Below are 26,814 nucleotides of genomic sequence, written 5' to 3' on the forward strand. Positions count from 1 at the left end.
CAAGATCGGGGTCTAGAAGCGGTGTCCTTGGGGCCATTAAGGTCACGGCCATGTCGACGCCGCTGCCGCCGCTGCCCGCCTTCCCGCCCGGCTTCCTCTGGGGAGCGTCCGCCTCCGCCTTCCAGACCGAGGGAGCCGCCGACACCGACGGTAAGGGGCCGTCCGGCTGGGACGCCTTCGCCGCCCAGGGCCGTATCAAGGACGGAGCCGACGCCTCGCGCGCCACCGGCTTCCACGCTCGCTACCGCGAGGACGTCGCTCTGCTCGCCGGCCTCGGCGCGGACGCCTTCCGTTTCTCCGTCAGCTGGCCGCGTGTCGTCCCCGGCGGCAGCGGCCCGGTCAACACCGCCGGGCTCGACTTCTACGACCGGCTCGTCGACGAGCTGTGCGCCCACGGCATCACGCCGGCGCCGACCCTCTACCACTGGGACACCCCGCTCCCGCTGGACGAGGCGGGCGGCTGGCTGAACCGGGACACGGCGGCGCGCTTCGCCGAGTACGCCTCGGCCGTCGCCGGGCGGCTCGCCGACCGCGTACCGATGTGGATCACCATCAACGAACCGGCCGAGGTCACGCTGCTGGGCTACGCACTGGGCGAGCACGCGCCCGGCAGGCAGCTGCTCTTCGACGCGCTGCCCGCCGCCCACCATCAGCTGCTCGCCCACGGCCTCGCCGTCCAGGCCCTGCGCGCCGCGGGCGCCGCGAACATCGGGACAGCCGTCTCCCACTCACCCGTGCGGGCCGCCGGGACGAGCGAGGAGGACCGGTTCGGCGCCGAGCTGTACGACACGATCACCAACTGGATGTTCGCCGACCCGATTCTGACCGGCCGCTACCCGGACGAGAACTTCGCCGCCCTGATGCCGGGACCGGTTGCCGAGGACCTGGAGGTCATCTCCTCCCCGCTCGACTGGTACGGCGTGAACTACTACCAGCCGATGCTCGTCGGCGCGCCGTCGAACGACGCACTCGGCGACTTCGCCGGCGTCGGCCTGCCCGCCGAACTGCCTTTCGGGGTGCGGGAGATCGAGAGCGAGCAGCGCACCGACTTCGGCTGGGCGGTCGTGCCCGACGGGCTGCGCGAGCAACTCGTCCTGCTGAAGGACCGGTACGGCGACCGGCTGCCGCCGGTGTACATAACCGAGAACGGCTGCTCGTACGACGGGCTCGACGACCGCCGCCGTATCGACTTCCTCGACGGCCATCTGCGCTCGCTGCACCAGGCGATCGAGGCGGGGGTCGACGTACGCGGCTACTTCACCTGGTCGCTCACCGACAACATCGAGTGGGTCGAGGGCGCGGCGCAGCGCTTCGGTCTCGTCCACATCGACTACGAGACGCTGGAGCGCACGCCGAAGGCCTCGTACGCCTGGTACCGGGACGCCATCGCCGCCCAGAAGTCGGGCCACTGAACCTCACGGCACTGAACCTCACGGCATCGAACTTCCCGGCATCGAACTTCACGGCACCGAGCGGATCTTCCACACCAGCACGCCACCGAGGGCCGTCACCACGGCCGCGGACAGATACAGCCCGGCGTACCCGCCCGCGTACGTCACGACCGGTGCGGCCAGCGCCGGGCCGAGAACCTGCGGGGCCGAGTTGGCGATATTGATGACACCCAGATCCTTGGCACGGTCGCCGGCCTGCGGCAGCACCTGAGTGATCAGCGCCTGGTCGACCGCGATGTACATCCCGAAGCCGAGCCCCAGCAGTGCGGCCGCGCCCATCGCCATCGGCCACGTGTGCCACAGCGCCAGCAGCAGCGAGGCCGCCGCCATCACCGCCGAACCGGCCGCCACCAGCGCCTTGCGCCGCCCCAGCCGGTCCGAGACCACCCCGCCGACCACCGCCGTCACCACCACGCCCGCCGTGTACAGCAGCGTCAGGATCAGCACACCCTCGTCCGGATCGGGGTAGTGCACCGCGTCCTTGAGGAAATACAGCAGAAAGAGCGTGCCCAGCGCATTGCCGAGCATGACCAGGAAGCGGGTGAGCCAGGCCCAGCCGAAGTCCGGATACGCCCGCGGACTCACCCAGAAGTCCTTCACCCGCACCGGCTCGCGTGCGGACACCGGTACCTGAGGGTCCGGCATGAACAGGACGAACGGCAGCGCGCAGAGCACCGTCAGCACGGCCAGCAGCAGATAGCCCGTGGCGGTCCCCGTCACCACCATGGTGACCAGAAGCGCGCCGACCACCAGACCCAGTGTCATCGGTATCCCGAGGAATCCGGAGACCGCGGCCCGCTGACGCACCGGCACCTGGTCGGGCACGACGGCGTTCGTCCCGGCGAGCATGGCGTTCAGACCGAGCTGGGCCAGACACCAGCCGAGCGCGACCCCGACGACGGTCGTCTGCGCGGCGGTGACGGCGAGTCCCACGGCGCCCAGTACCGCCCCTCCGAGGATCCATGGCCGGCGTCGGCCGAAGCGCCCGCTCGTACGGTCCGAGAGCGCGCCCGCCAGCGGATTGGCCACGACGGCGACCAGCGCCCCGACACCCGTGGCCCAGCCCAGCGCGGCCTCCTTGCCCGACGGGGACAGCTCGTCGATCTGCTCGGCGAGCAGCACCTGTATCGGCGTGAGAAAGGCCATGAACAGGCCCAGGTTGGCCAGTACGAGAGCCGATATCCAGCCGCCGCCCACGCGGACCCGTGGCTCGGAGTGCAGCTCTTGCGTCGTCATGGGCGGCTCGCCATCAGCTCGGGGGTGTCCGGAGCTTACGGACACCCCCGAGCACGATCAATGCGGGGAACCGGGCAGGAAGTGGACGCGCTCCTGCACGACGGGATGTCCGGCCTTCGCGAAGTTCGCCGCCATGGGGAAGTTGCCCTGATCGGTGGCGCCCGCGATGAACTCCGCGCCCCGCTCGGCCAGGAAGTGCGTGCACTCCACCAGCAGGTCGTACGCGTAGCCGTGGCCGCGCTGCTCCGGCACGACCCCGATGAAGCCGACGCACGGCCCCGACGGGTTGTGCGCCGGGATGTGCAGACCGATCAGCTCGCCCTGAGGCGTGTGCGCCAGCTGCCACCACTCGCGCGGCGACGGGCACCAGTGGAAGAAGTCCAGTTCCTCCTGCGCCGCCCGGTCCACGCCCGATGCGGCGATGGCGCGCAGCGCGTGCGCGTCGAGCGTCACGGAGTGGACGCGGCGCAGTACGTCGAGAATGACCTCGTCGTCGGGTTCCGTCCGGAACTCCAGCCGTCCCGGCCGCTCCGGCAGCCCGCACTCGGGCGTCCAGCGGTACTGGTAGCGCTCCACCAGGACCTTCATCCCGGCCGCCTCCGCGGCCCGGATCCTGGCCTCACCGGCCGCCAGGAGCGCGGGGTCCTCGCGCCAGCCGGCGGGCAGGATCAGTTCGTACTCGACCTGGAACGGAGAGGTCCGCAGCAGTTCGGCGCCCGCTTCCTCCTCGCCCTCGGCGACGTCGAACCAGTTGATGTTGACGGGGGTTTCGTCGTCGGGTCCGCCCCACCAGGCGGCCCGCGCGACGACCTTGCCGTCGCGCAGCGCGACCCGCTTCCAGTCCGGCCGGTGGGTGGCCCGGGCCAGTGCGCGGCCCACACCGAGAGGGTCGGGCAGGGTGTCGAAGAGATGCGCGTCGCTCTCGCTGAGCGCGCGAATGACCAGATCGGTCATGAGAGTTGTCCTCCGGGAAGAGTGGTGCGGTGAGCGCTCCCGGTCAGACTGCGAACGCGCGGTGGACGGGGCGGGAGCGCGGGAATCCTGTGGTCTGCACTGCTCTCGCCTCCTTCCGTCGGTCCGTGGCGTCGCGATCACGCTAGAGGGCCTCGCGGGGATCCGTCCAGCGCTTTTGTGTCGGCGGCCTTTGTTTCAACTGCGCTCCAGAAACGCGGCCGATGCGGCGGAGGAAGTGCTTCCGTGCAGGTCAGCAGCCGCTCGGGCACGGATGGGAACGACGGTTCTTCTGGACACTTGTAGCCCTTCGGCCCGACAATCTCGTATGTGACGTCGTCCTTCGAGTTCCACACGTATCCCGCTCGGCCCTCCGATGCCGAGCGCGACCGTGTCCTCGGTGTGCTCAGAGAGGGCGCGGCGCAGGGCAAGCTGTCGCACGACACCTTCATCCGGCGTATGGAACTCGCCCTGGCCGCCCGCCGGCCCGACGAACTGCGGGCGCTCACCGCCGACCTCAACACCGAGAGCCGCTGGTCACGGCAGCTGTACAGCGCGGTCGGCCGCGTCTCCGCCTTCTCCGTACGGCTGCGCAGGGCCTGGCAGGCCGAGAAGCTGCCGCCGCTGCTGCTGCCCGAACCGGGACCGTACCCCCTGCGGATCGGCCGTGACCCGGGCAACGGCCTGCGGCTGAGCCATGACACGGTCTCGCGCCTGCACGCCGAGTTGAGCCGGCAGGGCAGCCTGTGGATCCTGCGCGACCTCGGCTCGACCAACGGCACCACGGTGAACGGACGGCGGGTGACCGGCTCGGTCGTCGTGCACGACGGGGACATGGTGGGCTTCGGCCGGATGAGTTTCCGCCTCACCGCACGCTGATTGTCACCCGCAGACGTCTTCATCACCCGTACGGGCGCACGCGGACTGCGCACAGGACGACACGGTGTTCGCCTGATACAGACGCGCGCGAGCGGGCGCGGCTGTGACAGGGGAACGAGACGACATGAACAACGCGGTACCGCGCGGCACGGCGCGAAACCCTGCGCCTGCGGGAGGCGGTCCGGTGGGTGCCGCGACGGCCGGGGCGGCACCCCGGAGCGACCACGTACCCCTCCTCCTCATCCACGCGAGCGAGCAGGACCCGTACCACCACTACCGGCTCCTGCGCGAGGCGCATCCCCTCGTCCACGACCACTCCATAGGTGCCTGGCTGCTGAGCCGCCACGCCGATGTCGCCGCCGCGCTCACCGACCCCCGCTTCACCCACGGCCACCGGCCCGGTGACCCGCCGTGCGAGGCCCACCGCGGAAACCTGCCGCAGGCCGTGCGGGATGTCGTCGAGCGGACCGCGTACGTCCTGGCCCGGCGCATCGCGCGGCGGCAACAGGCCGACCTGGTCGAGGAGTTCTGCCGCTGGCTGCCCACCGGCGCCGTCGGCCTGCGGGGCCGGGGCTCGCGCGGGCTCGTCGTCGCGGGGACATGCGTCGCTCAGCTGTCCCTGCGCGAGAGAGCTCTTGCCTCCTTTCTCGCCAACGTCCTGGACCACCCCGACCAGCTCGCCACCCTGCGCGAGCATCCCGAGCTCATCGGGCGTGCCTGGGCCGAGTCGCTGCGGCGCGATCCGCCCGTCCTCGTCGTACTGCGCCGGGCCTCCGTCGAGGTCGCGGTGAGCGGCGGCACGATTCCGGCGGGCGCGGACGTCGCCCTCCTCATCGGGGCCGCCGGACGCGACCCCGAACGGTTCCGGGGCCCGGACCGGTTCGACGTGCTGCGGGAGGACCCCGGTCAGCTGACCTTCGGGCCCGGCGAGTGCCCCGCCGTACAGCTCGCGGCCCTGGAGGCGCAGTACGGACTGCGCGCGCTGCTCGACGCCATGCCGGGTCTGCGCCGCGCGGACGGACTGAGGCCCGCCGCGACCGGGCTGCTCACCCGCGCCCCGGGGACTCTTCTCGTACGGCCCTGCGGCTGAGGAGCGCCACCGGACGCTCGGCGAACAGCTTCGCCAGCGGCACGGACCCGCCCGTGAACTCCCGTTCCGGAGCGAGCAGATCCTCCCAGCGCCCCTGCGGAAGAGTGAGCTCCGTCTCCGCCCAGCCACCCGCCTCCGCCAGGCGCAGCGAAAGACGGGTGACGGCCGTGACCACCTCGCCGGTGCGGCAGAAGGCCACACAGTGCTCCGCCGCGGGTCCGCTCGCGCTCAGCGGTGCGTACGTCCCCGACTCGCCGAAGACCTCTGGCTTGTCCCGCCGCAGCCGCAGGGCCGCCTTCGTCACCGCCGTCTTCTCGTCGGCCGGGCCCTCACGGAACGGCTGCCGGTTGTCCGGGTCCACCAGCGCCAGATACTCGTGCTCCGTGCCCTGATACAGGTCCGGCACCCCCGGCATCGTGAGCTGGAGCATCGCCGCGCCGAGGGCGTTGGCCCGGACATAGGGATCCAGCCCCCTGGCGAAGAGCGCGACCGAGTACATCGGCGGCCCGGCCGGACCCGCGTCCACGAAGGCGGCGACAGCCTGCTCGTACGCCGGGTCCTGCTCCGTCCAGCTCGTGTGCAGCGCCGCCTCCCGTACGGCCTTCAGCAGCGCGGTCTGCAGTCTCTCCTCGTACGGGAACCCGAAGCCCACCGCCGTCTGCCAGGCCACCCACGCCAGATGGGGATCGGGCGCCCGTCCGCCCTCCAGACGGCCCGCCTGCTCGGTGATCCGCGCGAGGAAGTCCGCCCAGGTGGCGGGGCACTCGGACAGCACGGCGATCCTGGCCCGGACATCCGCGCTGCGCTTGGTGTCGTGCGTGGTCAGGACGATCCCGGTGGCCGGCCAGTCGCGCGCGAGCCGTTCGCAGTAGGCGTGGAACCGCTCCGGGCTCACCGCCGGGCTCCCCGGGTCCCCGCCCACCTCGTTCGCCGAGATCAGCGGCACATAGCGGTAGAAGGCCGTGTCCTCGACGGATTTGGCGCGCAGCGCGGACGAGGTCTGTGCGAAGCGGGCACGGAAGGCGTCGTGGTCGGGCCCTTCGCCGAGCCGGCCGAGCGCGAGGTCACGCACGACGTCGACGGTCCCGGCCTCCTCGGCCACCGCGAAGGCGGCCCTCGCCCCCTGAGCCGCCTCATCGGTCAGCACGTCCTCGCCGCCGATGCGGTAGGGGCGGTAGACGGGCATGCGCACCAGCAGCTCGCGCAGTGCCGCCCGCAGCGCCCACGGGGCGTGGTCGCGCAGCGCGGGATCCGCGGCGCACACGCGCCCGGCCAGGCGGGTCAGCGCCGCGGTCTCGGCGGCCAGCTCGTGCGTGACCACCTTGTACGCGGCGCGGCGCACGGTGGCCTCCCAGTGGCCGCCCCGGTCATCGGCGGGAGCGGCGAACTCCCGGTACTGGCCGACCAGTTCGGCCTCTCCCGCCGGATCGGTGAACAGGCCGTCGATCTGCCGCAGCGCGTCGTACCCCGTCGTCCCCGCCACCGGCCAGCCGGCCGGCAGCCGCTCGTCCCCGGTGAGGATCTTCTCGACGACCGTCCAGCACGCCCCGCCCGCCGCCTCGTCCAGCCGCCGCAGATACGCCTCGGGATCGGCGAGCCCGTCCGGGTGGTCGATCCGCAGACCGTCGACGACCCCGTCCCGTACCAGCTCGAGGATCTTGGCGTGGGTGGCGTCGAAGACCTCCGGGTCCTCCACCCGCACCCCGATCAGCTCCGAAATGGTGAAGAAGCGCCGGTAGTTGAGCTCGGTACGGGCCAGCCGCCACCAGCCGAGCCGGTACCACTGCGCGTCGAGCAGCTCCGGCAGCGGCAGCTTCGCGGTGGACTCGCGCAGCGGGAAGCGCTGCTCCCCGTAGTGCAGGACGCCGCCCTTGACGCGCATCGCCCCCAGCTCGTCCCCGATCCGGCCCGCGAGCACCGGCAGCAGCACCCTCCCGCCGCCCGCCTCCCAGTCGATGTCGAACCAGGGGGCGTACGGCGACGCGGGGCCCTCGCGCAGCACCTCCCACAGGGCGCGGTTGTGTCCCGGCACGGCGGCCATATGGTTCGGCACGATGTCCAGGACGAGCCCGAGCCCGTGCGCCCGTGCCGTACGCGACAGCTCGCGCAGCCCCGCCTCGCCGCCGAGCTCCTCGCGCACCCGTGTGGGGTCGACGACGTCATAGCCGTGCGTGGACCCGGGCACCGCCTCCAGCACGGGCGACAGATGCAGATGCGAGACACCGAGCCCGGCGAGATAGGGCACGGCTCGGGCGGCCGCCGAGAACGGGAAGTCCGGCTGGAGCTGAAGCCGGTAGGTGGCGATGGGCGTCATGCGAACATACGTACCCACCTTGCGGGCTTCTCTGTCACCCGCTCATGCGTCCGTGTCGGCCGTTCGGACTACGCCACAGGACCTGTCACGCCGGGCGCCGCAGCACCGCGAGGCTCCGTCCCACCAGCCGCACCCGCTCGCCCGCCGCCACCTTCGGGCCCTCGCCCGGCGGGACACCCTCCTTGCGGCCCGTGTCCACGACGACCTGCCACTGGCGTCCGTGGTTCACCGGCACCGCGAAATCCAGGTCATCCGCGCTCGCGTTGAACATCAGCAGAAAGGAGTCGTCGCCGATGCGCTCGCCCCGCGGGCCCGGCTCGGAGATCGCGTGACCGTTCAGGAACACCGACAGCGCCTTCGCGTGCGCCGCCTGCCAGTCCCGCTGGACCATCTCCTCGCCCTCCGGTGTGAACCAGGCGATGTCGGTCAGCTCGTCGTGCGTCCCCTCCACCGGCCGCCCGTGGAAGAACCGCCGCCGCCGGAAGACCGGATGGTCGCGCCGCAGCCACACCATGGCCCGGGTGAAGGCGAGCAGCGTGCCCTCCTTGTCCTCGCCCGGCTCCGGCCAGCGCACCCAGGACACCTCGTTGTCCTGGCAGTAGGCGTTGTTGTTGCCGCCCTGCGTACGCGCGAACTCGTCGCCGTGGCTGAGCATCGGCACACCCTGCGACAGCATCAGCGTGGCGATGAAGTTGCGCATCTGCCGCTCGCGCAGCTCCAGCACCTCGGGGTCGTCGCTCTCGCCCTCGACCCCGCAGTTCCAGGACCGGTTGTGGCTCTCGCCGTCGCGGTTGCCCTCGCCGTTGGCGTCGTTGTGCTTGTCGTTGTACGAGACCAGATCGTGCAGCGTGAAGCCGTCGTGGCAGGTGGTGAAATTGATCGAGGCCAGAGGCCGCCGGCCGTCGTCCTGGTAGAGATCGGACGAGCCGGTCAGCCGCGAAGCGAACTCCGCGAGCGTGCGCGGCTCACCCCGCCACAGGTCCCGTACGGTGTCGCGGTACTTGCCGTTCCATTCGGTCCACAGCGGCGGGAAGTTCCCCACCTGGTAGCCGCCCTCACCCACGTCCCACGGCTCGGCGATCAGTTTCACCTGGCTGACCACCGGGTCCTGCTGTACCAGGTCGAAGAACGACGACAGCCGGTCCACCTCGTGGAACTGCCGCGCCAGCGTGGCCGCGAGGTCGAAGCGGAAGCCGTCGACATGCATCTCGGTCACCCAGTACCGCAGCGAGTCCATGATCAGCTGCAGCACATGGGGGCTGCGCATCAGCAGGGAGTTCCCGGTGCCCGTCGTGTCCGTGTAGTACCGGGGATCCTCGGACAGCCGGTAGTACGAGGCGTTGTCGAGGCCCCGGAAGGAGAGGGTCGGGCCCAGATGGTTGCCCTCCGCGGTGTGGTTGTAGACCACGTCGAGGATGACCTCGATGCCCGCCTGGTGCAGCGCCCGTACCGCCTGTTTGAACTCCAGAACCTGCTCGCCGCGGTCGCCCCAGGAGGCGTAGGCGTTGTGCGGCGCGAAGAACCCGATGGTGTTGTAGCCCCAGTAGTTGTTCAGGCTCGCGTCCACCAGCCGGTGGTCGTTGACGAACTGGTGCACCGGCATCAATTCGAGCGTCGTGACGCCCAGTTCGGTCAAATGCGAGACGACCGACGGATGCGCGAGCCCGGCATAGGTGCCGCGCAGCTCCGGCGGCAGTTCCGGGTGCAGCATCGTCATGCCCTTCACATGAGCCTCGTAGATCACTGTCCGGTGGTAGTCGGTACGCGGCGGCCGGTCGTCGCCCCAGTCGAAGTACGGGTTGACCACGACCGACGTCATCGTGTGCGGCGCCGAGTCCAGGTCGTTGCGCGAGTCCGGCTTGCCGAAGTGGTAGCCGTAGACCGACTCGCCCCAGTCAATCGCACCGCTTATCGCACGCGCGTACGGGTCGAGGAGCAGCTTCGCGGAGTTGCAGCGCTGCCCGCGCTCGGGCGCGTACGGGCCGTGCACGCGAAATCCGTACCGCTGACCCGGCATCACGCCCGGCAGATAGGCATGCCGTACGAAAGCGTCGGCCTCGCGCAGTTCCACCGCGGTCTCCGAGCCGTCGTCGTGCAGCAGGCACAGCTCGATGCGCCGTGCGGCTTCGGAGTACACCGCGAAGTTGGTGCCGGCGCCGTCGTACGTGGCACCGAGGGGATACGCCTGTCCCGGCCAGACCTGCATAGATAGACTCTTCCACTTCTGATCCGGGTGCTGGGGGGCGCTTGGCCCAGATCCTCCCCGAAAGTATTGCCCGTAAGAGGCACTCGCAGCGGTGGACGACGCGGTCAACATCGGGTTCCGTGTTTCGCCCCAGGAAGCAACCGCTATGAATCAGCTCACTCCGGCAGATCTCGCCTGGCGGAAACGGCCGCACTTGACAAGGGAGTTGGGAAAGTACAGTGCCGATCCGGCTGCAGTGCGTACCGCGGGCGGAGTAGTCTTCCTTGATCGTTGAAGGGCCAGAGAAGGCGGTAGTTGGGTGAGCTCGGGAGGGCTGGAGCTTCCCCCCGGTGACGCAGGTCACGAGGGGGAAGCCGCCGACGTCCCGCCAGGAGCGGTCTCCCTCGCCAGACCTGTGGAGATCGGGGCGGAACTGGACTGGGGCGCGGACGCCTGGAGCGAGGTCCGTACGCGCGCCCAGCGCGCCGGGCGCGCCTACATCTGGCTGAACCTCGTGGAACAGCGGCTGCGGGCGGTCGTGGCCGCGGTGCTGCGCCCGATCTACGAGCCGGTGCACGGCGACGAGTGGGTGGTGGCCGCGGCGGGCCCCGCCGGGCAGGAGTGGGTGCAGCGCGCTGTCGCGGTCCGGGAGGTCTCGCGCCGCAAGGGCTATCTGCTGGACCCCGCGGACGACAATGTCCTGTCCTTTCTCACGCTCCCTCAGCTGCGGGAGCTGATGGTCCAGCACTGGCCCTGCTTCGAGCCGTACTTCGACGACCGGCGCGATGTGGAGCTGGCGCTGGACGAGCTGGAGGTGGCGCGCAACGTCGTCTCGCGCAACAGGGCGCTGAACGAAGCGGTCCTCGCTCAGGCGGAGCGGGCCTCCGCCCGCCTCCTGGAGATACTCGGCAGCGGCGCCGGTGTCCCCTCCGCCGACCGGCTCCCCGTCGACGCGGTCGAGGAGCTCGTCGGCGACCGCTACGCGGACGTGGTCTCCGTCCACCCGGACCGGGTGCGCCTGCAGCGCCAGATCCCGGCCGAAGACCTCTTCGGCGGGGCGCGCCGCCTCGACGCGATCGGCATAGGCCTGAACCTGCTCGTCCAGAACTTCTCCGGCCGCCGGCTGGTCCGGCTGGCCGAGTCGGGCTGCCGGGTGCGGCTGCTGTTCCTGAACCCGGCGAGCAGTGCTGTCAAACGACGAGAGCGTGAACTCGGCCTCAAGAAGGGCGAGTTGAGCCGTACGGTGGAAATGAACATCCTCCATATGCGGCGGGTGCGCTCGCGGCTGCGCGACCCGGGTGCCTTCGAGATCCAGGTCTTCGACGAGACCCCCCGCTTCACGGCCTACCTCGTCGACGGCGACGGCCCGGACGGCCTGGCGGTCGTTCAGTCGTATCTGCGCAAGGCGCGGGGCATGGAGGCGCCGGTCCTGGTGCTGCGGGGCGGGGGACGGGCGGTGGTACGGGCGGGACAGGACAGCGAGCACGGTCTCTTCGAGACGTACCGCGAGGAGTTCGAGTCCGTGTGGGCGGACTCGCGGCCCGTTTCCTGAGTTGTCAGTGGCGCGTGGGAGGGTGAATACCCGATGGGGGAGACCCACGGGGGGATGCCCACGGGGGAAGCACCACCGCACCACTGAGGAGGGGGCCACGATGGCTTGGCACGGGGAACCGCTGGTCGGCTTCGACCTGGAGACGACAGGGACGGAGCCGCAGGAGGCGCGGATCGTGACGGCGGCGGTCGTCGAGGTCCGGGCGGCGGAGCCGGTACGGCAGCGGGGCTGGCTGGCGGACCCGGGGATCCGCATCCCGGCACAGGCGTCGGCGATCCACGGCATCAGCAACGAGCACGCGACGGCCGAGGGCCGCCCGGCGCGGGACGTCGCGGACGAGGTCGCTCAGATGCTGACGGGGTACTGGACGCAGGGGGTGCCGGTCGTCGCGTACAACGCGGCATTCGATCTGACGCTGCTGACGGCCGAGTTGCGGCGCCACGGCCTGCCCTCACTGAGCGCCCGGCTGGACGGCCGCCCGATCGGCCCCGTGATCGACCCGTACACCATCGACCGTGCGGTCGACCGCTACCGCAAGGGCAAGCGCACGCTGGAGGCGGTCTGCGCCGAGTACGGCGTACGGCTGGACACGGCCCACGACGCCGCGGCGGACGCGCTGGCGGCGGTCCGGGTGGCCTGCGCGATAGCGACCCGCCATGAGGCGGTGGCAGCACTGACACCGGCGGAGCTGCATGAGCGTCAGATCCAGTGGTACGCGCAATGGGCGGCGGACTTCCAGCGCTTCCTGCGGGGGAAGGGCGAGCCGGACGCGGTGGTGGACGGCGCGTGGCCGCTGCGGGAGCCGGCGAGCGTGGTGGGCTGAGCCGGGGTCCTCAATCGCCGGACGGGCTGGATGTGCGGCCGGGCCGCATGTCCAGCCTCGTGAGGGTCCCCCGCGAAGTCAGGGGAGCGTGATGCGGGAGCAGGACCGCCCGAGCTGACGAGCCGGCAGCGGGGGGCCGCGTCGGCATAGGTCGCCGCTCGGCACGGGGGGCCGTACTTTCTCCAGCATCAGACTGCGATGCCGAGTTCGGCGACCGTGATTGAGCGCTGAAGTCGTACGAGCCGGGGCCTCGTCGATCAGGCGCGTGATCCGCGGATCGGCTCTGCACCGCGTGCTGTATCCCTGGCCGAGGGTGGCGTACGGGCCGTCGCGGCCCTCATGCGCGGCTTCCGGTGCCGTGGCCCGTGGCGCGTTGCGCGATCCTCGGCTCCCACCCGGTCCCCGTGTTCTCGATCACCGCGGGGACCAGCCCATGGGGCTCGGGATTGACCCGCGCGGTGAAGTCCACCAGCTCGATGCGGTGCGGAACCAATTCCAGCAGGGCGAAGTCGCCGCCGGTCGGCCCCCCCGGGAAGAACCGGAGGCCGGGTTCGTCGTCCCACAGTTCGAGGCATCTCGCCTGGTCATCGACCAGCCGCCCGTAGAGCGTGACGTACGAGAACGCGGCGCGGTCCTCGATCGCGTAGCCGACCTCGGGAGCGCCCGCGATATCGGCGACCTTGCGTGAGCGCCGGCTGGCGCCGAAGCACACCGTCGCGTCGTCGTCGACGACGAGGTGCTGCATCAGGCGCACGTTCGGGCGCCCCGCGTCGTCGGCGCTGGCGAGAAAGCCGTAGGGGTTTCTCCTGGCCGTGCCCACCGCGAGCGCGAGCAGATCGGTGGGCTGCTGAATCTCAGGCTGCTGCGCTTTGGTCATCGAAGCGGTCCTCTCCATTGCCGGCGTCACCGGCGTTGTCGTCCTGTCCGTTCAGTGCGGTGTGCATGCGGGCGCTGTACGCACGGCTGCCCCTATGCCTCAGAAGCCGGCGGTACGGCGGAAAAGTCTGAGGTCAGTGCACCGGCAGCTCTCAGACTGCCGACCATGGTCATGCCGCTCAGTACGGGCCTGCTCGCGAACTCGGTAAGGACACCGCGGTCAACTCCACACAGTGCGAGAGCAGCCGCGATCACCGGCATCATCGCGCGATCGCCACCGTCAGAGATCTTCACTCCGACCGCCCGGCCATCGGGCAGTGCCGCTACCTGGATCCCTTCGAATCCGTCCTTGGCCAACAGGCCTGGGACGGCTCTCATCAGCCGCGCCACATCCCGCCAACTGCCGGAAGCCATCTCCGGATAGTTGCGAATGGCGTTGGAGACCCCCGCCTCTTCAGTTCCCGGGTCCGCAGAGGCAATCTGGGACACCGCTCGAGTGAGGCCTCGCAGCGAAACAGAGAAGAGCGGTGCTCCACACTCGTCGACCGTCACCCGCGCGATGCGCTCGCCCGTCAGATCCTCCACTGCCTCGGCGATCGACTGCTGCAGCGGATGCTCGGAATGGAGGTAATCGTCGAGCGGCCAGCCCCTGGCGTGGGCAGTCACCAACATGGCTGCATGCGTGCCGGATCCGTTCTGCGCCAGCCGGGACAAGCCGCGACCACAACGGACCCACGCCTCGCGCACCGCGGGATCGCAAGGCCAGTCAGGCGCATTGCCCAGGTCGGCTTCGGCCAGCCCCGCAACGGCCAACATGCCCTGGACGCCGACGAGATGGCGCTCCTCGCCCGAGTGACTTGCCACAGCCAGCGCCAGCAATTCGCCGTCCAGCGACAGCCCGGCGCGCAGCATGCCCACGACCTGGACCGGCTTGAGCGCGGAGCACGGATAGAACGCCGCCTCGATGTCGCCGGCCTGGAAAGCAACGCCACCGTCGGCGGACAGCACGACGACCGAGCCGTAATGCACGCCCTCGACGATGTCCCCGCGCACCACATGGGCGAGCGGGACATGGCGGGGCTCACGAATGACAGCCGCCTTTCGCGGCCTACGTTCTCGGGAGCGGGTCTCCTCTACGGGCTGAGTCACCGTCAGCCCTCGATCTCGCTGTCCGCGTCTGCCTTGTTCATCCGGCCGGAAACGGGGCGCGGAACTTAAGTGGTCCGCGGATTGCTCACTCACGTCTCGTCTCCGCATTCTGTTGAGGTCTCGTGCGGTCGGGCCGCACGATGGGGGCGGGTTGTCTCCACACGGGTCGCCACCTGCAGGATGTGCGGGTCGGCGAGGCCGCTTGCATAGCACCGCCGCACCGCACCGGCCCTGGCTGGTCCCGGTCAGGTGCGTAGGGTTTCGTAGCCACGCGACCACTGTGCCGTCACTCGTCTCATTGCTCCAGTGGATGTTTTCGAGTGACAATCGTTAGAGAAAGCGACGATTCTTTGGCTGGCTTCATGTTCGATCTCCACCGACTCCGCCTTCTGCGGGAGCTCAAGCACCGGGGCACGCTCGCTGCAGTCGCCTCCGCGTTGTCATACAGCCCTTCTTCGGTCTCGCAGCAGCTCTCGTTGCTGGAGTCGGAGGTCGGGGTCCCGCTCCTTGAGCCCGTGGGCCGACGGGTGCGTCTGACCCCTCAGGCTGAGATCCTGGTCGCTCACACCGAAGCCGTACTGGAGCGGCTGGAACAGGCCGAAGTCGACATTGCCGGCTCACTGCGCGAGCTGACCGGCACCCTGCGCATAGCGTCTTTTCAAACTGCTGCGCTGACTCTCGTCCCGACGGCACTGACGCTGCTGCGCGATGCCCACCCTCGCCTGCGCATACAGGTCACCCAGATGGAGCGTGAAGGCGCGCTGTCGGCCCTGCTCGTCCGCGATGTCGACCTGGTCATCGACGTCGAATACCCGGGTGATCCCAGCCCGCGCCCCGCCGAACTCGAGCAGGAGGTGCTCGGCCAAGAAGCCCTGCACGTAGTCGACCCGGGCGTAACCAAGGCGACCAAGCCACAGGAGATGCTGCGCATACTGGCTGATCGCCCATGGGTCATGGAACCTGAGGGAACGGCCGCCCGTAGCTGGGCGATGACCGTGTGTCGTGGCGCCGGATTCGAACCCGACGTGCGCTACGAGTCGGCCGACCTTCTTCTCCATCTGCGGCTCGCGGAACAGGGGCATGCCGCCGCACTGCTCCCAGACCTCGTATGGCTGGGTCGGCGGCCGACCATCCCCTTGCGGCCGGATCCCTTCGGTCCGCGGACGCGCACACTTGTTACCGCCGTACGCCGCGGCAGCAGCCAACACCCAGCCATCCAGGCCGGACGCCGAGCGCTCCTCAGGGCGGTTGACAAACATTTCAGCCGCGCGGCAGACGACACCTCGCCATCGTTCCCCGGGGCCGAAGATCCCGCCGCTGTCGAGAACTGATATTCGCCGAGCGGTACTTGAGGGTGAGTGCGTCGGCGATCGACCGCGCAGGCTCTGCCTCGCGGTCCCGGATCGTCCTCGATTGCGCCAAGCCCCTCGATCATGGAGGTGTCGCGTCGGCGGGCATGTCACGGTCGGCGATCTCGCGGATCTGACGGGCCCTAGCCCGGGGCCCGCGCCGGCGTGGAGCTGTCGCACATGCCTGCCCTGGCGGGATCTCCCCGGCGAACTCGGCTCGTTCCGGGCCGCCTGTAATCATCGGTTTTTCTAATGATCGACGATCGAAAACGTTCGCTGGAACAATGACAGAAGCTTCGGCACAGTGGGCACGTGCTTCGAAGCCTGGGATGCCGCTCTCCATCCGTGGCTCGGTCCGCTGCCGCCGTGTTCGCGTTCTTGAGAGATCGCCGCTCCGTCCCTGTACCCAAAATCAGCAGTCTTCGATGCCCCGACGGCGGTGAGGCATGCACGTCCGGGCTCACCGTGCCCAGCCGGATCTGACAGGCGCTCTCGAGGAGCAGCTCGCTAGCTGCTTTTCGTTTCGGCGGTTCGTCACGGCACGCACCATGTCTCTCCCGGCCGCGGTGACGAGTGCCGAAAGCAGCAGGACAAAGGGAATGAGCAATGTACACACAGACGACGTGGCGCATTTATCCGGACCCGTCGGCCCGCCCACACGTTCCAGCCTTGGTGTCGGTGGATGAAACCCCAAGTTCGGTATTGGCTACGAGGCTGGGCACAGCCGGTCTCAGTCTCGGCGCCGCTGTGCGCTGGGGAAGCGAATCAGCCTGCGCCTCCATGCTGGAACGAAGACCGGCGATGATCCTGCTCGACGCGCACTCGACGGAGGCTGACGGGCTGGTCGGACTCGTTCGGGCGGCGTCCCTTATCGCCCCCGTTGCCATCCTGCGGCACGAAGGGCGGGATGCGCTCGCCGCGTTCTCTGCCGGGGCAGTCAATGTTCTCGACCGGCAGGCACCGGCTGCTGAACTGGCCTGGCGCATCCGTGCCGACCTGAGACGCTGCCCGCCAGTACCGCCGCCCCCTGCGTACCCCCAGCGCACCGCAAGCCAGCGACTGCTGTTTCACGTGATCGCCCAGGCCCAAGCGCCCGTCTGCTGTCACTATCTGAGACTGCTCCTGGGAACTCCCAGCCTTCCGCTGACACTGCGGGCACTCAGGGCCCGGATCCAACGGCTGTTGCCCCACTTCGCTGACCACGGACTGGCACTTGACGTGGATGGACAGTGGGGACTGGTGACCTACCAGACCCGCAGCGCAGACCCTCCGGGCACGGGCGAACGCCCTTAGGAGGTTGGGGTGATGCGCGGCGGGGGCGGCGGGCATGGTGGCGGGGGTGGAAGCCGGGGTCGGGGTGGAGCCGCCGTGGGGGGTGGTGGCGGGGGCGCCGACGGAGGACGGCTGGGCTGCCGGGGCCGGAGCCGTGATGGGGCCGGGGGCGGCGGAGTTGGTGGCGGGGGCGGAGGCGGCTCGATCGCCGGCAGCAGCGGACCACCCGCGCGCAGCCGGGCAATGGTCAGCTCGTTGCGGCGGCGTGCTTGCGGGGTGTCGTCGCGTTCGTAGTCGAGCCGGATTCCGGCGAGGCCGAGGTTGTGGACGGCGAGCAGCCGGTAGCCGAGCGCGTGGGCGATCTCTTCGATCCGGCGCCGCTTCGAGGCTGTGTCATTGCCGGGCAGCAGTTCGACGCGGCCACGGCCGTCGAAGCGCGCGCGTATCTCGTCGTCCTTCACCTGACTCCACTCTCGGGAATGTTCGGCAGCCACCCGGCCTGCGACCAGACACTACCGGGCCCGGGCCGGACCGCGAGATGCCGCAGTATCCGGGTCCTGCCTCCGCTCGGCGTTCCGGGACAGCCCGCAGACAGGGGCGGGGTGGGGAAGCTCAAAACGCGTACCAGCGGACGCCTTCCGCTCCCTCCCGCAGCGACGCCACCCGCCTCGCGAACTCCTCCCGCGCCCTCGGGTTCGTCGGCGCGTGCTGCGCCACCCACGCGCAGCTCGCCGTCTCCCGTGCGCCCCGCAGTACCCCGCATCCGTCCCACTCGCGCACATCCCACCCGTACGCCCTCGTGAACGACTCGTACGCCTCCGGCGCCAGCCCGTAGCGGTCGAGCGTCAATGCCATGACCACCAGGTCGTGTTCGCGCAGGTCCTGCGAGAAGGTCTCGAGGTCCACCACGACCGGGCCGTCCGGGCCGACGTGGACATTGCGGGGGAGCGCGTCGCCGTGGATCGGGCCGGGCGGCAGGTGGGGTGTCAGTGCGGACGCCGCATCCGCGAAAGCGTCCCGGCGTTCGCGCAGATACGCCGCGTCCGCCGGGTCGATCGCGTCCCCCGCCAGCCGCAGCCACCGGTCGACACCGCCCAGTACATCCCGCCGCGGAAGCGAGAACGCGGGCGAAGGCAGGGCGTGAATCAGCCGCAGCAGCCCTGCCAGATCCGCCGGCTCCGCCTCCCGTACCGAGTCCGGCAGCCGGTGCCAGACGGTGACCGGATGACCCTCCACCAAGCGCGGCTTCGGCTCCGCCGGGCGGACGGCCGGGACCCCGGACTCCTCCAGCCAGGCTCCGACGGCCAGTTCACGTTCCGCACGTGCCAGCAGCTCCGCGTCGCGGCCGATCTTGACGACCACCTCGCCCGCCCCGAACACCGCGTTCTCGCCGAGCGCCAGCAGCGTGGCGTCGGCGGGCAGTCCGGCGGCCGCCAGTACGGCGCGTGCCCGTGTCTCGTTCATGGCGACAAAGTTTCGCATCCCCGCAGGTTGGGTTGACGAACCGACGGACCGTCAGCACGATGACGGGGCCGCCGAGGCGACCACCGGGACTGGGGGGAGTCGAATCTGTGACACTGGCGAGCACTGCGCCGCGGTCCGAGAGACAGTCGGGAAGGCGGTCGCCCGGAAAGCCGCGACCGGGAAAGCAACTCGACCACGGTGCCTGGTTCCTCGTACTGCCTGCCCTCATCCCGGTCCTCGTCCTGAGCGTCGGCCCTCTCCTCTACGGCATCTCGCTGGCCTTCACCGACTCCCAGGCCGGCCGCACCGAGCCCACCGAGTGGATCGGCACGCTCAACTTCCAGGACCTGATCCACGACACCCTCTTCTGGGACTCGTTCAGGATCGGCCTGCTCTGGGCGGCCGGCGTCACCGTCCCCCAGTTCGCGCTCGCCCTGGGCCTTGCCCTGCTGCTCAACCAGAACCTCCGCTTCCGCTGGCTGGCCCGGGCGCTCGCGATCATTCCCTGGGCCATGCCCGAAGTCGTCGTCGGCATCATGTGGCGGCTCGTATACAACCCGGACGCCGGAATTCTCAACGAGACGATCCGCGATCTCGGCCTCGGCGACGGGCGGGACTGGCTCACCGGACTGGCCACCGCCCTGCCCGCCGTGATCGTGGTCGGGATCTGGGCGGGCATGCCGCAGACCACCGTCGCGCTTCTCGCGGGCCTGCAGAACACCCCGTACGAACTCCACGAGGCAGCCGCCCTCGACGGCGCGGGCGCCTGGCGCCGGTTCCGCACGGTCACCTGGCCCGCCCTCAGGCCCGTCGCCCTCGCCATCACCGCGCTCAATTTCATCTGGAACTTCAACTCGTTCGCCCTGGTCTATGTGCTCACCAACGGCGGACCCGGTGGACGCACCCGTCTCCCCATGCTCTTCGCCTACGAAGAGGCCTTCCGCTACGGCCAGTTCGGCTACGCCGCGGCCATGGGCTGCGTCATGGTCGCGGTGATCTCGGTGTTGCTCGCCCTGTATCTCGTAGGACGGCTCAAGGGAGGCGATGAGAAGTGACGGCGCTGCGCACGAGCAGATCGGGCCGCACCGGCCAGTACCTCGCGCTTCTGTGCTACCTCGTCTTCCTCGCGTTCCCCTTCCTCTGGCTGATCTCCACGGCCTTCAAACCGCCACGCGAACTCGGCTCCCTGCACCCCACCTGGATCCCCGAGAACCCCACCCTCGACAACTTCCGCCAGGCCTTCGACGAACAGCCCCTTCTCCGGGCCGCGGGCAACAGCCTCGTCGCGGCCCTCGCCGCCGCGCTCATCGCCGTCGTGATCGCGACACCCATGGCGTATGTCATGGCCCGCAACCGCACCAAGCTCTCGACCGCCGCCACCGGCTGGGTCGTGGTCAGCCAGGCGTTCCCGTTCGTCCTGGTGATCATTCCGCTGTTCCTGATCCTCAAGAACCTGCATCTGATCAACACCCTGTTCGGTCTGATCATGGTGTACGTGGTGTGGTCGCTGCCGTTCGCGCTCTGGATGCTGGTCGGCTACGTACGGGCCGTGCCGCGCGAGCTGGAGGAGGCCGCGGCCGTCGACGGCGCGGGCAGGGCACGCACCCTCGTCTCGGTCACCGCGCCGCTGCTCGCGCCCGGCATCGTCGCCACCGCGCTGTTCGCGTTCATCACTGCGTGGAACGAGTTCTTCTTCGCCCTCGTCCTGCTCAAGACCCCGGAGAAACAGACCTTGCCGGTCGTCCTCACCCACTTCCTCGGCGCGGAGGGCGTCGCCGACCTCGGGCCGCTCGCCGCGGCCGCGTTCCTCGCGACGATCCCCTCCCTCGTCATCTTCGCGATCATCCAGAAGCGGATCACGGGCGGGATGCTCGCAGGGGCGGTGAAGTCCTGATGCGCGTACGGATGCTGACGGCGGCGGCCGCCGCGCTCACTCTTGTGCTGACCGGATGCTCGGGCGGCGGAGCCGGGAACACCGACGGGAGGATCACGCTGCGCTTCCAGTCGCTGGCCTGGCAGAAGGAGTCCGTCGACGCCAACAAGGAGCTGGTGCACGAGTGGAACGCGAGCCATCCCGGCATCCAGGTCCAGTACGTCCAGGGCAGCTGGGACAGCGTCCATGACCAGCTGCTGACCTCCTTCGAGGGCGGCGAGGCGCCGGACGTCATCCATGACGCGTCCGACGACCTCGCCGACTTCGCGTACGGCGGCTATCTCGCCGATCTCAGCGAGCTGCTGCCCCAGCGCCTCAGGTCCGACATCCCGCAACGCAGTTGGGAGACGACGACCTTCGGCAAGGGGATCTACGGCGTCCCCTTCCTCCAGGAGCCACGCGTCCTGATCGCCAACAAGAAGATCCTCGACGCGTCGGGGGTCCGTCTCCCGACGGATCGGCGGCCCTGGAGCTGGGAGGAGTTCCGGAACGTCACCAAAACACTGACGGCCGAGATGGGGCAGGGGAAGTACGGCATCGCCTGGCCGCTCAAGGAACCGGTTTCCGTCACCCTCAACCTGGGCCTTTCGGCAGGCGGGCGGCTGTTCCACCGTGGGGACGACGGGAAGGTCACCGTCGCGTTCACGGACGGCGATTCGGTGGTGCCCGGCACCATCCACGCCCAGGTCAACACCGACAAGAGCGCATCGCCCACCACCCTGGGCTCAGGCGGCTCGGACACGCTGCCCGGATTCTTCGGCGGCAAGTACGCCATGGTCCCGCTGGGCTTCTCCTACCGGCAGCAGATCGTGCAGCAGGCACCCAAGGGTTTCGAGTGGACGGTGCTGCCCGCGCCGGCCGGACCCGAGGGGCCGGCCCAGGGGGTGAGCCCGCAGACGCTTTCGGTCGCCGAGGACAGTCCGTACAAGAAGGAGGCGGCGCAGTTCATCGACTTCATGCTGCGGCCGGGGAACATGGTGCGTCTGGCGAAGGGCGACTGGATGCTGCCGACCGGCACCGAGGCGCTCGCCGATCCGGCGCTGCACACCGAGAAGGACGGGTGGGCGACGGGCGCGGCGCTCGCGCGTGAACTGCGGTCGGCGCCCGCGCAGTCGGTGCGGGGCTATCCGGAGTGGAAGGACAAGGTGGCGACGCCGGCGCTGCAGGAGTACTACAGCGGGGCGATCGGTACGGGCGAGCTGAGGAAGCGGCTGGTGAGGGACGGAAATCTGGTGCTGGCGCGCTACCAGCGGTAGGCGGGTGCCGCTGCGCGGGGGCTGCTCCCCACCCCGCCCCATCCCGTAACCAAGGGGCTTCGCCCCCTGGACCCCCGTATGCGACCTTCGGCCGCATGTCCTCAAACGCCGGACGGGCTGAATAATTCAGCCCCGCCGGCGTTTGAGGCGCGGGGTCCGGGGCGGAGCCCCGGGGAAGACCCTCAGACCCGCACCGGGTCCGGGCGGTCGTCGTCGTGGCGCGTGCCCGGGGCCGGCCGGCTCGGTGGGAGTGCCGGCTCGTCGTGGGTCAGGTCCGGGAGCCACCGCAGCCACTTCGGGAAGTACCAGTTGCGCTCGCCCAGCAGCGCCATGATCGCCGGAAGCAGCACCCCCCTGATGATCGTCGCGTCGATCAGCACCGCCGCCGCGAGGCCGACGCCCATCTGCTTCATCGACTGCATCGACAGCGTGCCGAAGATCGCGAACACCGCGACCATGATGACCGCCGCGCTCGTGACCACGCCCGCCGTCGTCACCACGCCGTGTGTGATCGCCTCCCGTGTGCCGCGCCCCGCCAGCTTCGCCTCGCGGATCCGCGACACCACGAACACGTGGTAGTCCATCGAGAGGCCGAAGAGGATCACGAACAGGAACAGCGGCAGCCAGGAGATGATCGCTCCCACGCCCTCCGCGCCGACCAGCGAGGCGCCCCAGCCGTGCTGGAAGACCGCGGTGAGGATGCCGTAGGCCGCGCCCACCGACAGCAGGTTGAGCACGATCGACGTGATCGCGATCGTCAGCGAGCGGAACGACAGCAGCATCAGGACGAAGGCGAACACCACCACAAAGGCGAAGACCGGGGTCACCGCTCCGGTGAGCTGGTCGTTGAAGTCCTTCGACCCCGCGACCTGACCGCTGATGGGCGCCTCGACGCCGTCGACCTTGCCGAGCGTCGCCGGCCGGACTTCATTGCGGAGGATGTCCAGGCTCTTCCCCGCCTTGTCCTGGTCGGAGCCGCCGACGAGCGGTACGTAGACGAACGCGAGGTTCTGCGCGTCGTGCATGACGACCTCGACCGGGCCGCGGGAGGCGCCCGAACTCACCGCACGCTCACGGAAGTCGGCGATCGCCTGCTTGACCGGTGCGGCGTTGATGTCGTCCGCCTTGACGACGACCTCCGCGGGATCCGTACCGCCCGGGAACGCCTCGTTGACCCGCTGGTACGTCGCCACGATCGGCAGCGAGTCGCCGAACTCCTGGTCCAGCGTGAAGTTCTGGGTCTTCATGCCGACCGCGGGCAGCGCGATCGCGACCAGCGCGCCGGCCGCCACCACCAGGGAGACCAGGGGCCGCTTCAGTACGCCGCCGAGCACCCGGCTCCACACCCGGCTCCCGCCGTCCGGACCGCTCGCACCGCGCTTCGCACGATTGAGGAAGGGGATGCGCCCCTTTTCCACCCGATTGCCGAGGAGCGAGAGCAGCGCAGGCAGCACCGTCACCGAGCCGACCATGGCCACGGCCACCACGATCAGCGAGGCGAGGCCCATCGACTTGAACTCGCCGATCCCGGTGAAGAGCATGCCCGCCATCGCCACACACACCGTCACACCGGAGACGACGACGGCACGTCCGCTGGTCGCGGCGGCGATCATGATCGCCGTGCGGCCGTCGCGGCCCGCCTCGCGCTCCTCGCGTTCACGCCGCAGATAGAACAAGCAGTAGTCGACACCGACCGCCAGACCCACCAGCAGCATCACGGAGCTTGCGGAGTCGCCCATCGGCATCAGATGACTCGCGAGCCCCATCAGACCCATCGTCGCCATGATGGCGGTGATGGCGAGCAGTACCGGCAGCAGCGCTGCCACAAGCGCGCCGAAGGCGACCAGCAGAATGCCGAGCGCGATCGGCACCGCCAGGAGCTCCGCCTGCTGGAAGTCGTCACCGAAGGCGTCGTCGAAGGTCTTGTTCATGCTGGCGCCGCCGATCTCCTCGATCCGCAGCTCCTTGTGCTCCTCCTGGACCTTGGCGACGGCGTTCAGGACGGGCTCTATCCGCTCACCCGCCGTCTCGGGGTCCCCGCGCACATCGAACTGGACGAGCGCACTGCGTCCGTCCCTGGAAATGCTCTTGGTGTCGTACGGAGACTTCACGCCCGTCACTTCACCGGTGCCGCCGACGGCCTTGATGACCGCGTCGACAGCCTGGCGGAACTCCGCGTCGGTCGCCTTCGCCGTTCCGTTGCGCGCCTGGACGAGCACGGACTCGCCGGCCGGCTCCTCGATGCCCGCCTCTTCCGTGATCCGGGCCGCCTGGGTGGTCTCACCCTTCAGCTGATCGCTCTCCTTGAGCTCCACCTGGCCCGCCGCCGAACCGGCCACCATGGCGAGCAGGACGAAAAGTACCCAGATCCCCACGGCGGCCCAGCGGTGCTGAGCGCTCCAGCCGCCCGCCCGCGCGGCGACTCCGCGCGGACCCCCTCCTGCGTTTGCCATGACAGCCCTGCCCCCTCACGCGTGACGTCGGCGCGGCGCCGTCGTCTTCGCTTCGAAACTAAGGGCGGAATCAAGCCTTCTCCTCCTGCTCCTCGGTGACCCCGCACGGTGTTCTCTCCTCCTTTCGGAGTGCTCGCGTCCCCGACAAGGAGGATGGAAGCCCCTTACATGTAAAGGGGTTGGGAGCAAAGTCCGACTTGTGCGGTGCTGGCCGATTCCTTATTACGAACCCTTGTTGACTAAGTCACAGCTGCATGAAGGTCTTGATCTGGGCGCGTCAATCGGTCAGGGTTTCGAGTCGGCCCCCGGAATTTTTTCGTCCGCGGGCCAATCCCCCCACAAAAACTGAATGACGAGGAGTCCCCTCTTCATGGCAACTCACAAGCGCGCGAGCAGGATCAAGCTCACCGCCGCCATAACTGCCGTGGCTGCCGCAGCCGGAGTGACCGTACTCGGCACGTCCTTCGCGGGAGCCGCAACTCCCGCCGAGGGCACCGTCTACGGCGCGAACGCCGAAGGCGCCGTCGCCGGCAGCTACATCGTGATGCTGGACAAGAAGGCCGACAAGCAGGACCTGGCCAAGGAGTACGGCGGCAAGCTGCAGCGCAACTACAGCTCCGCCATCAACGGCTTCTCCGCCAGCGGCCTTTCGGAGACCGAGGCCAAGCGCCTCGCCGCCGACCCGGCCGTCGCCAAGGTCGTCCAGAACAAGAAGTTCTCGATCAACGCGACCCAGGACAACCCGCCGTCCTGGGGTCTGGACCGCATCGACCAGGCCGACACCGCCGGCGACAAGAAGTACACCTACCCGGACAGCGCCGGTGAAGGTGTGACGGCGTACGTCATCGACACCGGAGTCCGCATCTCGCACAAGGACTTCGGCGGCCGCGCCGCGCACGGCTTCGACGCCGTCGACAACGACGACTCCGCCGACGACGGCAACGGCCACGGCACCCATGTCGCCGGCACCATCGCCGGTACCGCCCACGGCGTCGCCAAGAAGGCGAAGGTCGTCGGCGTCCGGGTACTCGACGACAACGGCTCCGGCACCACCGAGCAGGTCGTCGCGGGCATCGACTGGGTCACCAAGAACCACCAGGGCCCGTCCGTCGCCAACATGAGCCTCGGCGGCGGCGCCGACGAGGCGCTCGACGAGGCCGTCCGCAAGGCGATCGCCTCCGGCGTCACCTTCGCGGTCGCGGCGGGCAACGAGTCCTCGGACGCGAGCCAGGGCTCCCCGGCGCGTGTCAAGGAGGCCATCACCGTCGCCTCCTCCACCAAGGAGGACGCGCAGTCGGAGTTCTCCAACTTCGGTGAGATCGTGGACATCTACGCCCCGGGCTCGGACATCACCTCGGCGTGGAACGACAGCGATGAGGGCACCAAGACCATCTCCGGCACCTCCATGGCGACCCCGCACGTCGTCGGCGCCGCGGCGGTCTACCTCGGCGCCCACCAGGACGCGACCCCGGAGCAGGTGGCCAAGGCGCTGACCGACGGTGCCACGGCCGACAAGATCACCAACCCCAGCGCGGGCACGCCCAACAAGCTGCTGAAGGTCGTCGAGTAACCGACGGACCGCGACGCTGAGCCGGCGGTCGCCGTGCCCTCCCCCACGGGGCGCGGCGGCCGCCTTATGGTGTGCCCATGACCACGAGGTATGCGGCACTCCTGCGCGGGATCAATGTGGGCGGGCACAAAAGGGTCCCGATGGCCGAACTCCGTGAACTGCTCACGGAACTGGGCCACGGAGACGTCGCCACGTATCTGCAGAGCGGCAACGCCGTCTTCAACAGTGCGTCGGACGACGAGCAGGCGCTCGCCACCGCGCTGGAGCGTGCCATCCACCAGCGCTTCGGCTTCGGCGTCGACTGCCTGGTGCGCAGCGGCCCGTATCTGCAGGACGTGGTCGACGACTGCCCCTTCCCGGCCGATGAGCTGGAGGGCAAGCAGCTGCACGTCACCTACTTCTCGGAGCCCGTCGGACCCGAGCGGCTCGCGCCGTTCGACGCGGCGGCGTTCTTGCCGGAGGAGTTCCGGCTCGGCGACCGAGCGCTGTATCTGTACGCGCCCAACGGCCTTGGTCGCTCGAAACTGGCCGAAGCGCTCGGCAAACCCAGTCTGTTCAAGGGCATCGTCGCCACCAGCCGTAACTGGAACACCGTCGTCAAACTGGCGGAGCTGACCCGTGACTGACCCGGTGGAGGCGGTGAACGCCGCCATGGAGGCGGAGTTCCGCCTGCTCGACCCGGCCGTACGTCTCTCGCCGACGCGGATCGCCGAGCTGCTTCACCCGGACTACCGGGGTTGCGGCACCTCGGGCCGTATCCGGGACCGGGACGCGATCATCGAGGCTCTCGCCTCGCGGGACGCGTCCGCGCAGCGGCCGGTCACCGCCTCACGGATGCAGGGCACCCAGCTCGCCCCCGACGTGGTGCATCTGACCTTCGACACCGAGACGGGAGCGCATCGCGCCCACCGCAGCTCGCTGTGGCGGCTGACGGACGAGGGCTGGCTGCTCTACTTCCACCAGGGCACGCGCTGCGGCGGCGAGTAGACGAAATGGCCCAGTGAATCAAGC

General features: G+C 69.6%; 21 protein-coding genes. 12 read left to right on the forward strand and 9 right to left on the reverse strand.

Features of this window, described 5'->3' with window-relative positions:
- Positions 1–50: 50 nt before the first annotated feature.
- Positions 51–1,412: a GH1 family beta-glucosidase gene (locus OG741_RS30425; protein WP_405603157.1), complete on the forward strand. Its 1,362-nt coding sequence runs from the start codon at positions 51–53 to the stop codon at positions 1,410–1,412.
- Between the two features lie 48 nt (positions 1,413–1,460).
- Here OG741_RS30425 and OG741_RS30430 read toward each other — a convergent pair whose 3' ends face one another.
- Together OG741_RS30430 and OG741_RS30435 are read right to left on the reverse strand one after the other, a co-directional pair.
- Positions 1,461–2,687: an MFS transporter gene (locus tag OG741_RS30430; protein ID WP_405603159.1), complete on the reverse strand. Its 1,227-nt coding sequence runs from the start codon at positions 2,685–2,687 to the stop codon at positions 1,461–1,463.
- Between the two features lie 57 nt (positions 2,688–2,744).
- Positions 2,745–3,641, reverse strand: a complete 897-nt coding sequence (locus OG741_RS30435) for a GNAT family N-acetyltransferase (RefSeq protein WP_405603161.1) — start codon at positions 3,639–3,641, stop codon at positions 2,745–2,747.
- A 327-nt stretch (positions 3,642–3,968) separates the two neighbouring features.
- On the opposite strand from OG741_RS30435, the gene OG741_RS30440 reads away from it, so the two are divergent.
- Positions 3,969–4,517, forward strand: coding sequence for an FHA domain-containing protein (locus tag OG741_RS30440; RefSeq protein ID WP_405603162.1), 549 nt, complete (start codon positions 3,969–3,971; stop codon positions 4,515–4,517).
- A gap of 124 nt (positions 4,518–4,641) precedes the next feature.
- Entirely contained in the window at positions 4,642–5,607 is a 966-nt protein-coding gene (locus OG741_RS30445) for a cytochrome P450 (protein ID WP_405603163.1), read from the forward strand.
- On the opposite strand, the gene treY is transcribed toward OG741_RS30445, so the two are convergent.
- Together treY and glgX are read right to left on the reverse strand one after the other, a co-directional pair.
- Entirely contained in the window at positions 5,564–7,921 is a 2,358-nt protein-coding gene (gene treY / locus OG741_RS30450) for a malto-oligosyltrehalose synthase (RefSeq protein ID WP_405603164.1), read from the reverse strand. The two genes, OG741_RS30445 and treY, sit on opposite strands and share 44 nt — an antisense overlap.
- Before the next feature lie 85 nt (positions 7,922–8,006).
- Positions 8,007–10,127, reverse strand: coding sequence for a glycogen debranching protein GlgX (glgX, locus tag OG741_RS30455; RefSeq protein ID WP_405603165.1), 2,121 nt, complete (start codon positions 10,125–10,127; stop codon positions 8,007–8,009).
- Positions 10,128–10,425: 298 nt separating this feature from the next.
- Here glgX and OG741_RS30460 point away from each other — a divergent pair, with 298 nt between their 5' ends.
- Both OG741_RS30460 and OG741_RS30465 read left to right on the forward strand, forming a co-directional pair.
- Positions 10,426–11,658 (forward strand): SAV2148 family HEPN domain-containing protein, encoded by a 1,233-nt coding sequence (locus OG741_RS30460; RefSeq protein ID WP_405603166.1) that lies wholly within the window; start codon positions 10,426–10,428, stop codon positions 11,656–11,658.
- A gap of 100 nt (positions 11,659–11,758) precedes the next feature.
- Entirely contained in the window at positions 11,759–12,481 is a 723-nt protein-coding gene (locus OG741_RS30465; RefSeq protein WP_405603168.1) for a 3'-5' exonuclease, read from the forward strand.
- Between the two features lie 337 nt (positions 12,482–12,818).
- Here the strand turns inward: OG741_RS30465 and OG741_RS30470 are convergent, their stop codons facing one another.
- Positions 12,819–13,358: a pyridoxamine 5'-phosphate oxidase family protein gene (locus OG741_RS30470; protein ID WP_405603169.1), complete on the reverse strand. Its 540-nt coding sequence runs from the start codon at positions 13,356–13,358 to the stop codon at positions 12,819–12,821.
- Between the two features lie 92 nt (positions 13,359–13,450).
- Complete coding sequence (locus tag OG741_RS30475) at positions 13,451–14,413, reverse strand: asparaginase (protein WP_405603170.1); 963 nt, start codon at positions 14,411–14,413, stop codon at positions 13,451–13,453.
- 455 nt (positions 14,414–14,868) lie between these two features.
- Between OG741_RS30475 and OG741_RS30480 the strand changes: the two genes are divergently transcribed.
- The gene (locus tag OG741_RS30480; RefSeq protein WP_266482305.1) at positions 14,869–15,837 is read left to right on the forward strand and encodes a LysR substrate-binding domain-containing protein; all 969 of its coding nucleotides are present in this window, start codon (positions 14,869–14,871) and stop codon (positions 15,835–15,837) included.
- Between the two features lie 1,307 nt (positions 15,838–17,144).
- Here the strand turns inward: OG741_RS30480 and OG741_RS30485 are convergent.
- The gene (locus tag OG741_RS30485) at positions 17,145–17,588 is read right to left on the reverse strand and encodes a hypothetical protein (protein WP_405603171.1); all 444 of its coding nucleotides are present in this window, start codon (positions 17,586–17,588) and stop codon (positions 17,145–17,147) included.
- 151 nt (positions 17,589–17,739) lie between these two features.
- Complete coding sequence (locus tag OG741_RS30490; RefSeq protein WP_405603172.1) at positions 17,740–18,591, reverse strand: phosphotransferase enzyme family protein; 852 nt, start codon at positions 18,589–18,591, stop codon at positions 17,740–17,742.
- A gap of 113 nt (positions 18,592–18,704) precedes the next feature.
- On the opposite strand from OG741_RS30490, the gene OG741_RS30495 reads away from it, so the two are divergent.
- From OG741_RS30495 to OG741_RS30505, 3 genes are read left to right on the forward strand one after another with little or no spacing between them, the layout of a single operon-like run.
- The gene (locus OG741_RS30495) at positions 18,705–19,646 is read left to right on the forward strand and encodes a carbohydrate ABC transporter permease (protein ID WP_405605849.1); all 942 of its coding nucleotides are present in this window, start codon (positions 18,705–18,707) and stop codon (positions 19,644–19,646) included.
- Positions 19,643–20,485, forward strand: a complete 843-nt coding sequence (locus OG741_RS30500) for a carbohydrate ABC transporter permease (protein WP_405603173.1) — start codon at positions 19,643–19,645, stop codon at positions 20,483–20,485. The genes OG741_RS30495 and OG741_RS30500 overlap by 4 nt, the downstream gene beginning before the upstream one ends.
- A complete protein-coding gene (locus OG741_RS30505; protein ID WP_405603174.1) occupies positions 20,485–21,780 on the forward strand; it encodes an ABC transporter substrate-binding protein in 1,296 nt (431 codons plus the stop codon). The genes OG741_RS30500 and OG741_RS30505 overlap by 1 nt, the downstream gene beginning before the upstream one ends.
- 182 nt (positions 21,781–21,962) lie before the next feature.
- On the opposite strand, the gene OG741_RS30510 is transcribed toward OG741_RS30505, so the two are convergent.
- Positions 21,963–24,233, reverse strand: a complete 2,271-nt coding sequence (locus OG741_RS30510; RefSeq protein ID WP_405603175.1) for an MMPL family transporter — start codon at positions 24,231–24,233, stop codon at positions 21,963–21,965.
- A 370-nt stretch (positions 24,234–24,603) separates the two neighbouring features.
- Between OG741_RS30510 and OG741_RS30515 the strand changes: the two genes are divergently transcribed.
- The 3 genes from OG741_RS30515 (at position 24,604) to OG741_RS30525 (ending at position 26,790) form a co-directional block, all read left to right on the forward strand.
- The gene (locus OG741_RS30515; protein WP_405603176.1) at positions 24,604–25,803 is read left to right on the forward strand and encodes a S8 family peptidase; all 1,200 of its coding nucleotides are present in this window, start codon (positions 24,604–24,606) and stop codon (positions 25,801–25,803) included.
- Between the two features lie 77 nt (positions 25,804–25,880).
- Positions 25,881–26,429 (forward strand): DUF1697 domain-containing protein, encoded by a 549-nt coding sequence (locus OG741_RS30520; protein ID WP_405603177.1) that lies wholly within the window; start codon positions 25,881–25,883, stop codon positions 26,427–26,429.
- Positions 26,422–26,790, forward strand: coding sequence for a DUF4440 domain-containing protein (locus tag OG741_RS30525; RefSeq protein ID WP_405603179.1), 369 nt, complete (start codon positions 26,422–26,424; stop codon positions 26,788–26,790). The genes OG741_RS30520 and OG741_RS30525 overlap by 8 nt, the downstream gene beginning before the upstream one ends.
- The last annotated feature ends 24 nt before the right edge of the window (positions 26,791–26,814 follow it).

It is taken from the genome of Streptomyces sp. NBC_01410, from assembly GCF_045040195.1.
Lineage (GTDB): Bacteria > Actinomycetota > Actinomycetes > Streptomycetales > Streptomycetaceae > Streptomyces.

Bases quoted from the DNA above. Each gene is read 5' to 3' on its own strand.
- OG741_RS30425 (WP_405603157.1), top strand. From the start codon at position 51: ATGTCGACGCCGCTGCCGCCGCTGCCCGCCTTCCCGCCCGGCTTCCTC.
- OG741_RS30430 (WP_405603159.1), bottom strand. From the start codon at position 2,687: ATGACGACGCAAGAGCTGCACTCCGAGCCACGGGTCCGCGTGGGCGGC.
- OG741_RS30435 (WP_405603161.1), bottom strand. From the start codon at position 3,641: ATGACCGATCTGGTCATTCGCGCGCTCAGCGAGAGCGACGCGCATCTC.
- OG741_RS30445 (WP_405603163.1), top strand. From the start codon at position 4,642: ATGAACAACGCGGTACCGCGCGGCACGGCGCGAAACCCTGCGCCTGCG.
- treY (WP_405603164.1), bottom strand. From the start codon at position 7,921: ATGACGCCCATCGCCACCTACCGGCTTCAGCTCCAGCCGGACTTCCCG.
- glgX (WP_405603165.1), bottom strand. From the start codon at position 10,127: ATGCAGGTCTGGCCGGGACAGGCGTATCCCCTCGGTGCCACGTACGAC.
- OG741_RS30465 (WP_405603168.1), top strand. From the start codon at position 11,759: ATGGCTTGGCACGGGGAACCGCTGGTCGGCTTCGACCTGGAGACGACA.
- OG741_RS30470 (WP_405603169.1), bottom strand. From the start codon at position 13,358: ATGACCAAAGCGCAGCAGCCTGAGATTCAGCAGCCCACCGATCTGCTC.
- OG741_RS30480 (WP_266482305.1), top strand. From the start codon at position 14,869: ATGTTCGATCTCCACCGACTCCGCCTTCTGCGGGAGCTCAAGCACCGG.
- OG741_RS30490 (WP_405603172.1), bottom strand. From the start codon at position 18,591: ATGAACGAGACACGGGCACGCGCCGTACTGGCGGCCGCCGGACTGCCC.
- OG741_RS30505 (WP_405603174.1), top strand. From the start codon at position 20,485: ATGCGCGTACGGATGCTGACGGCGGCGGCCGCCGCGCTCACTCTTGTG.
- OG741_RS30510 (WP_405603175.1), bottom strand. From the start codon at position 24,233: ATGGCAAACGCAGGAGGGGGTCCGCGCGGAGTCGCCGCGCGGGCGGGC.
- OG741_RS30515 (WP_405603176.1), top strand. From the start codon at position 24,604: ATGGCAACTCACAAGCGCGCGAGCAGGATCAAGCTCACCGCCGCCATA.
- OG741_RS30520 (WP_405603177.1), top strand. From the start codon at position 25,881: ATGACCACGAGGTATGCGGCACTCCTGCGCGGGATCAATGTGGGCGGG.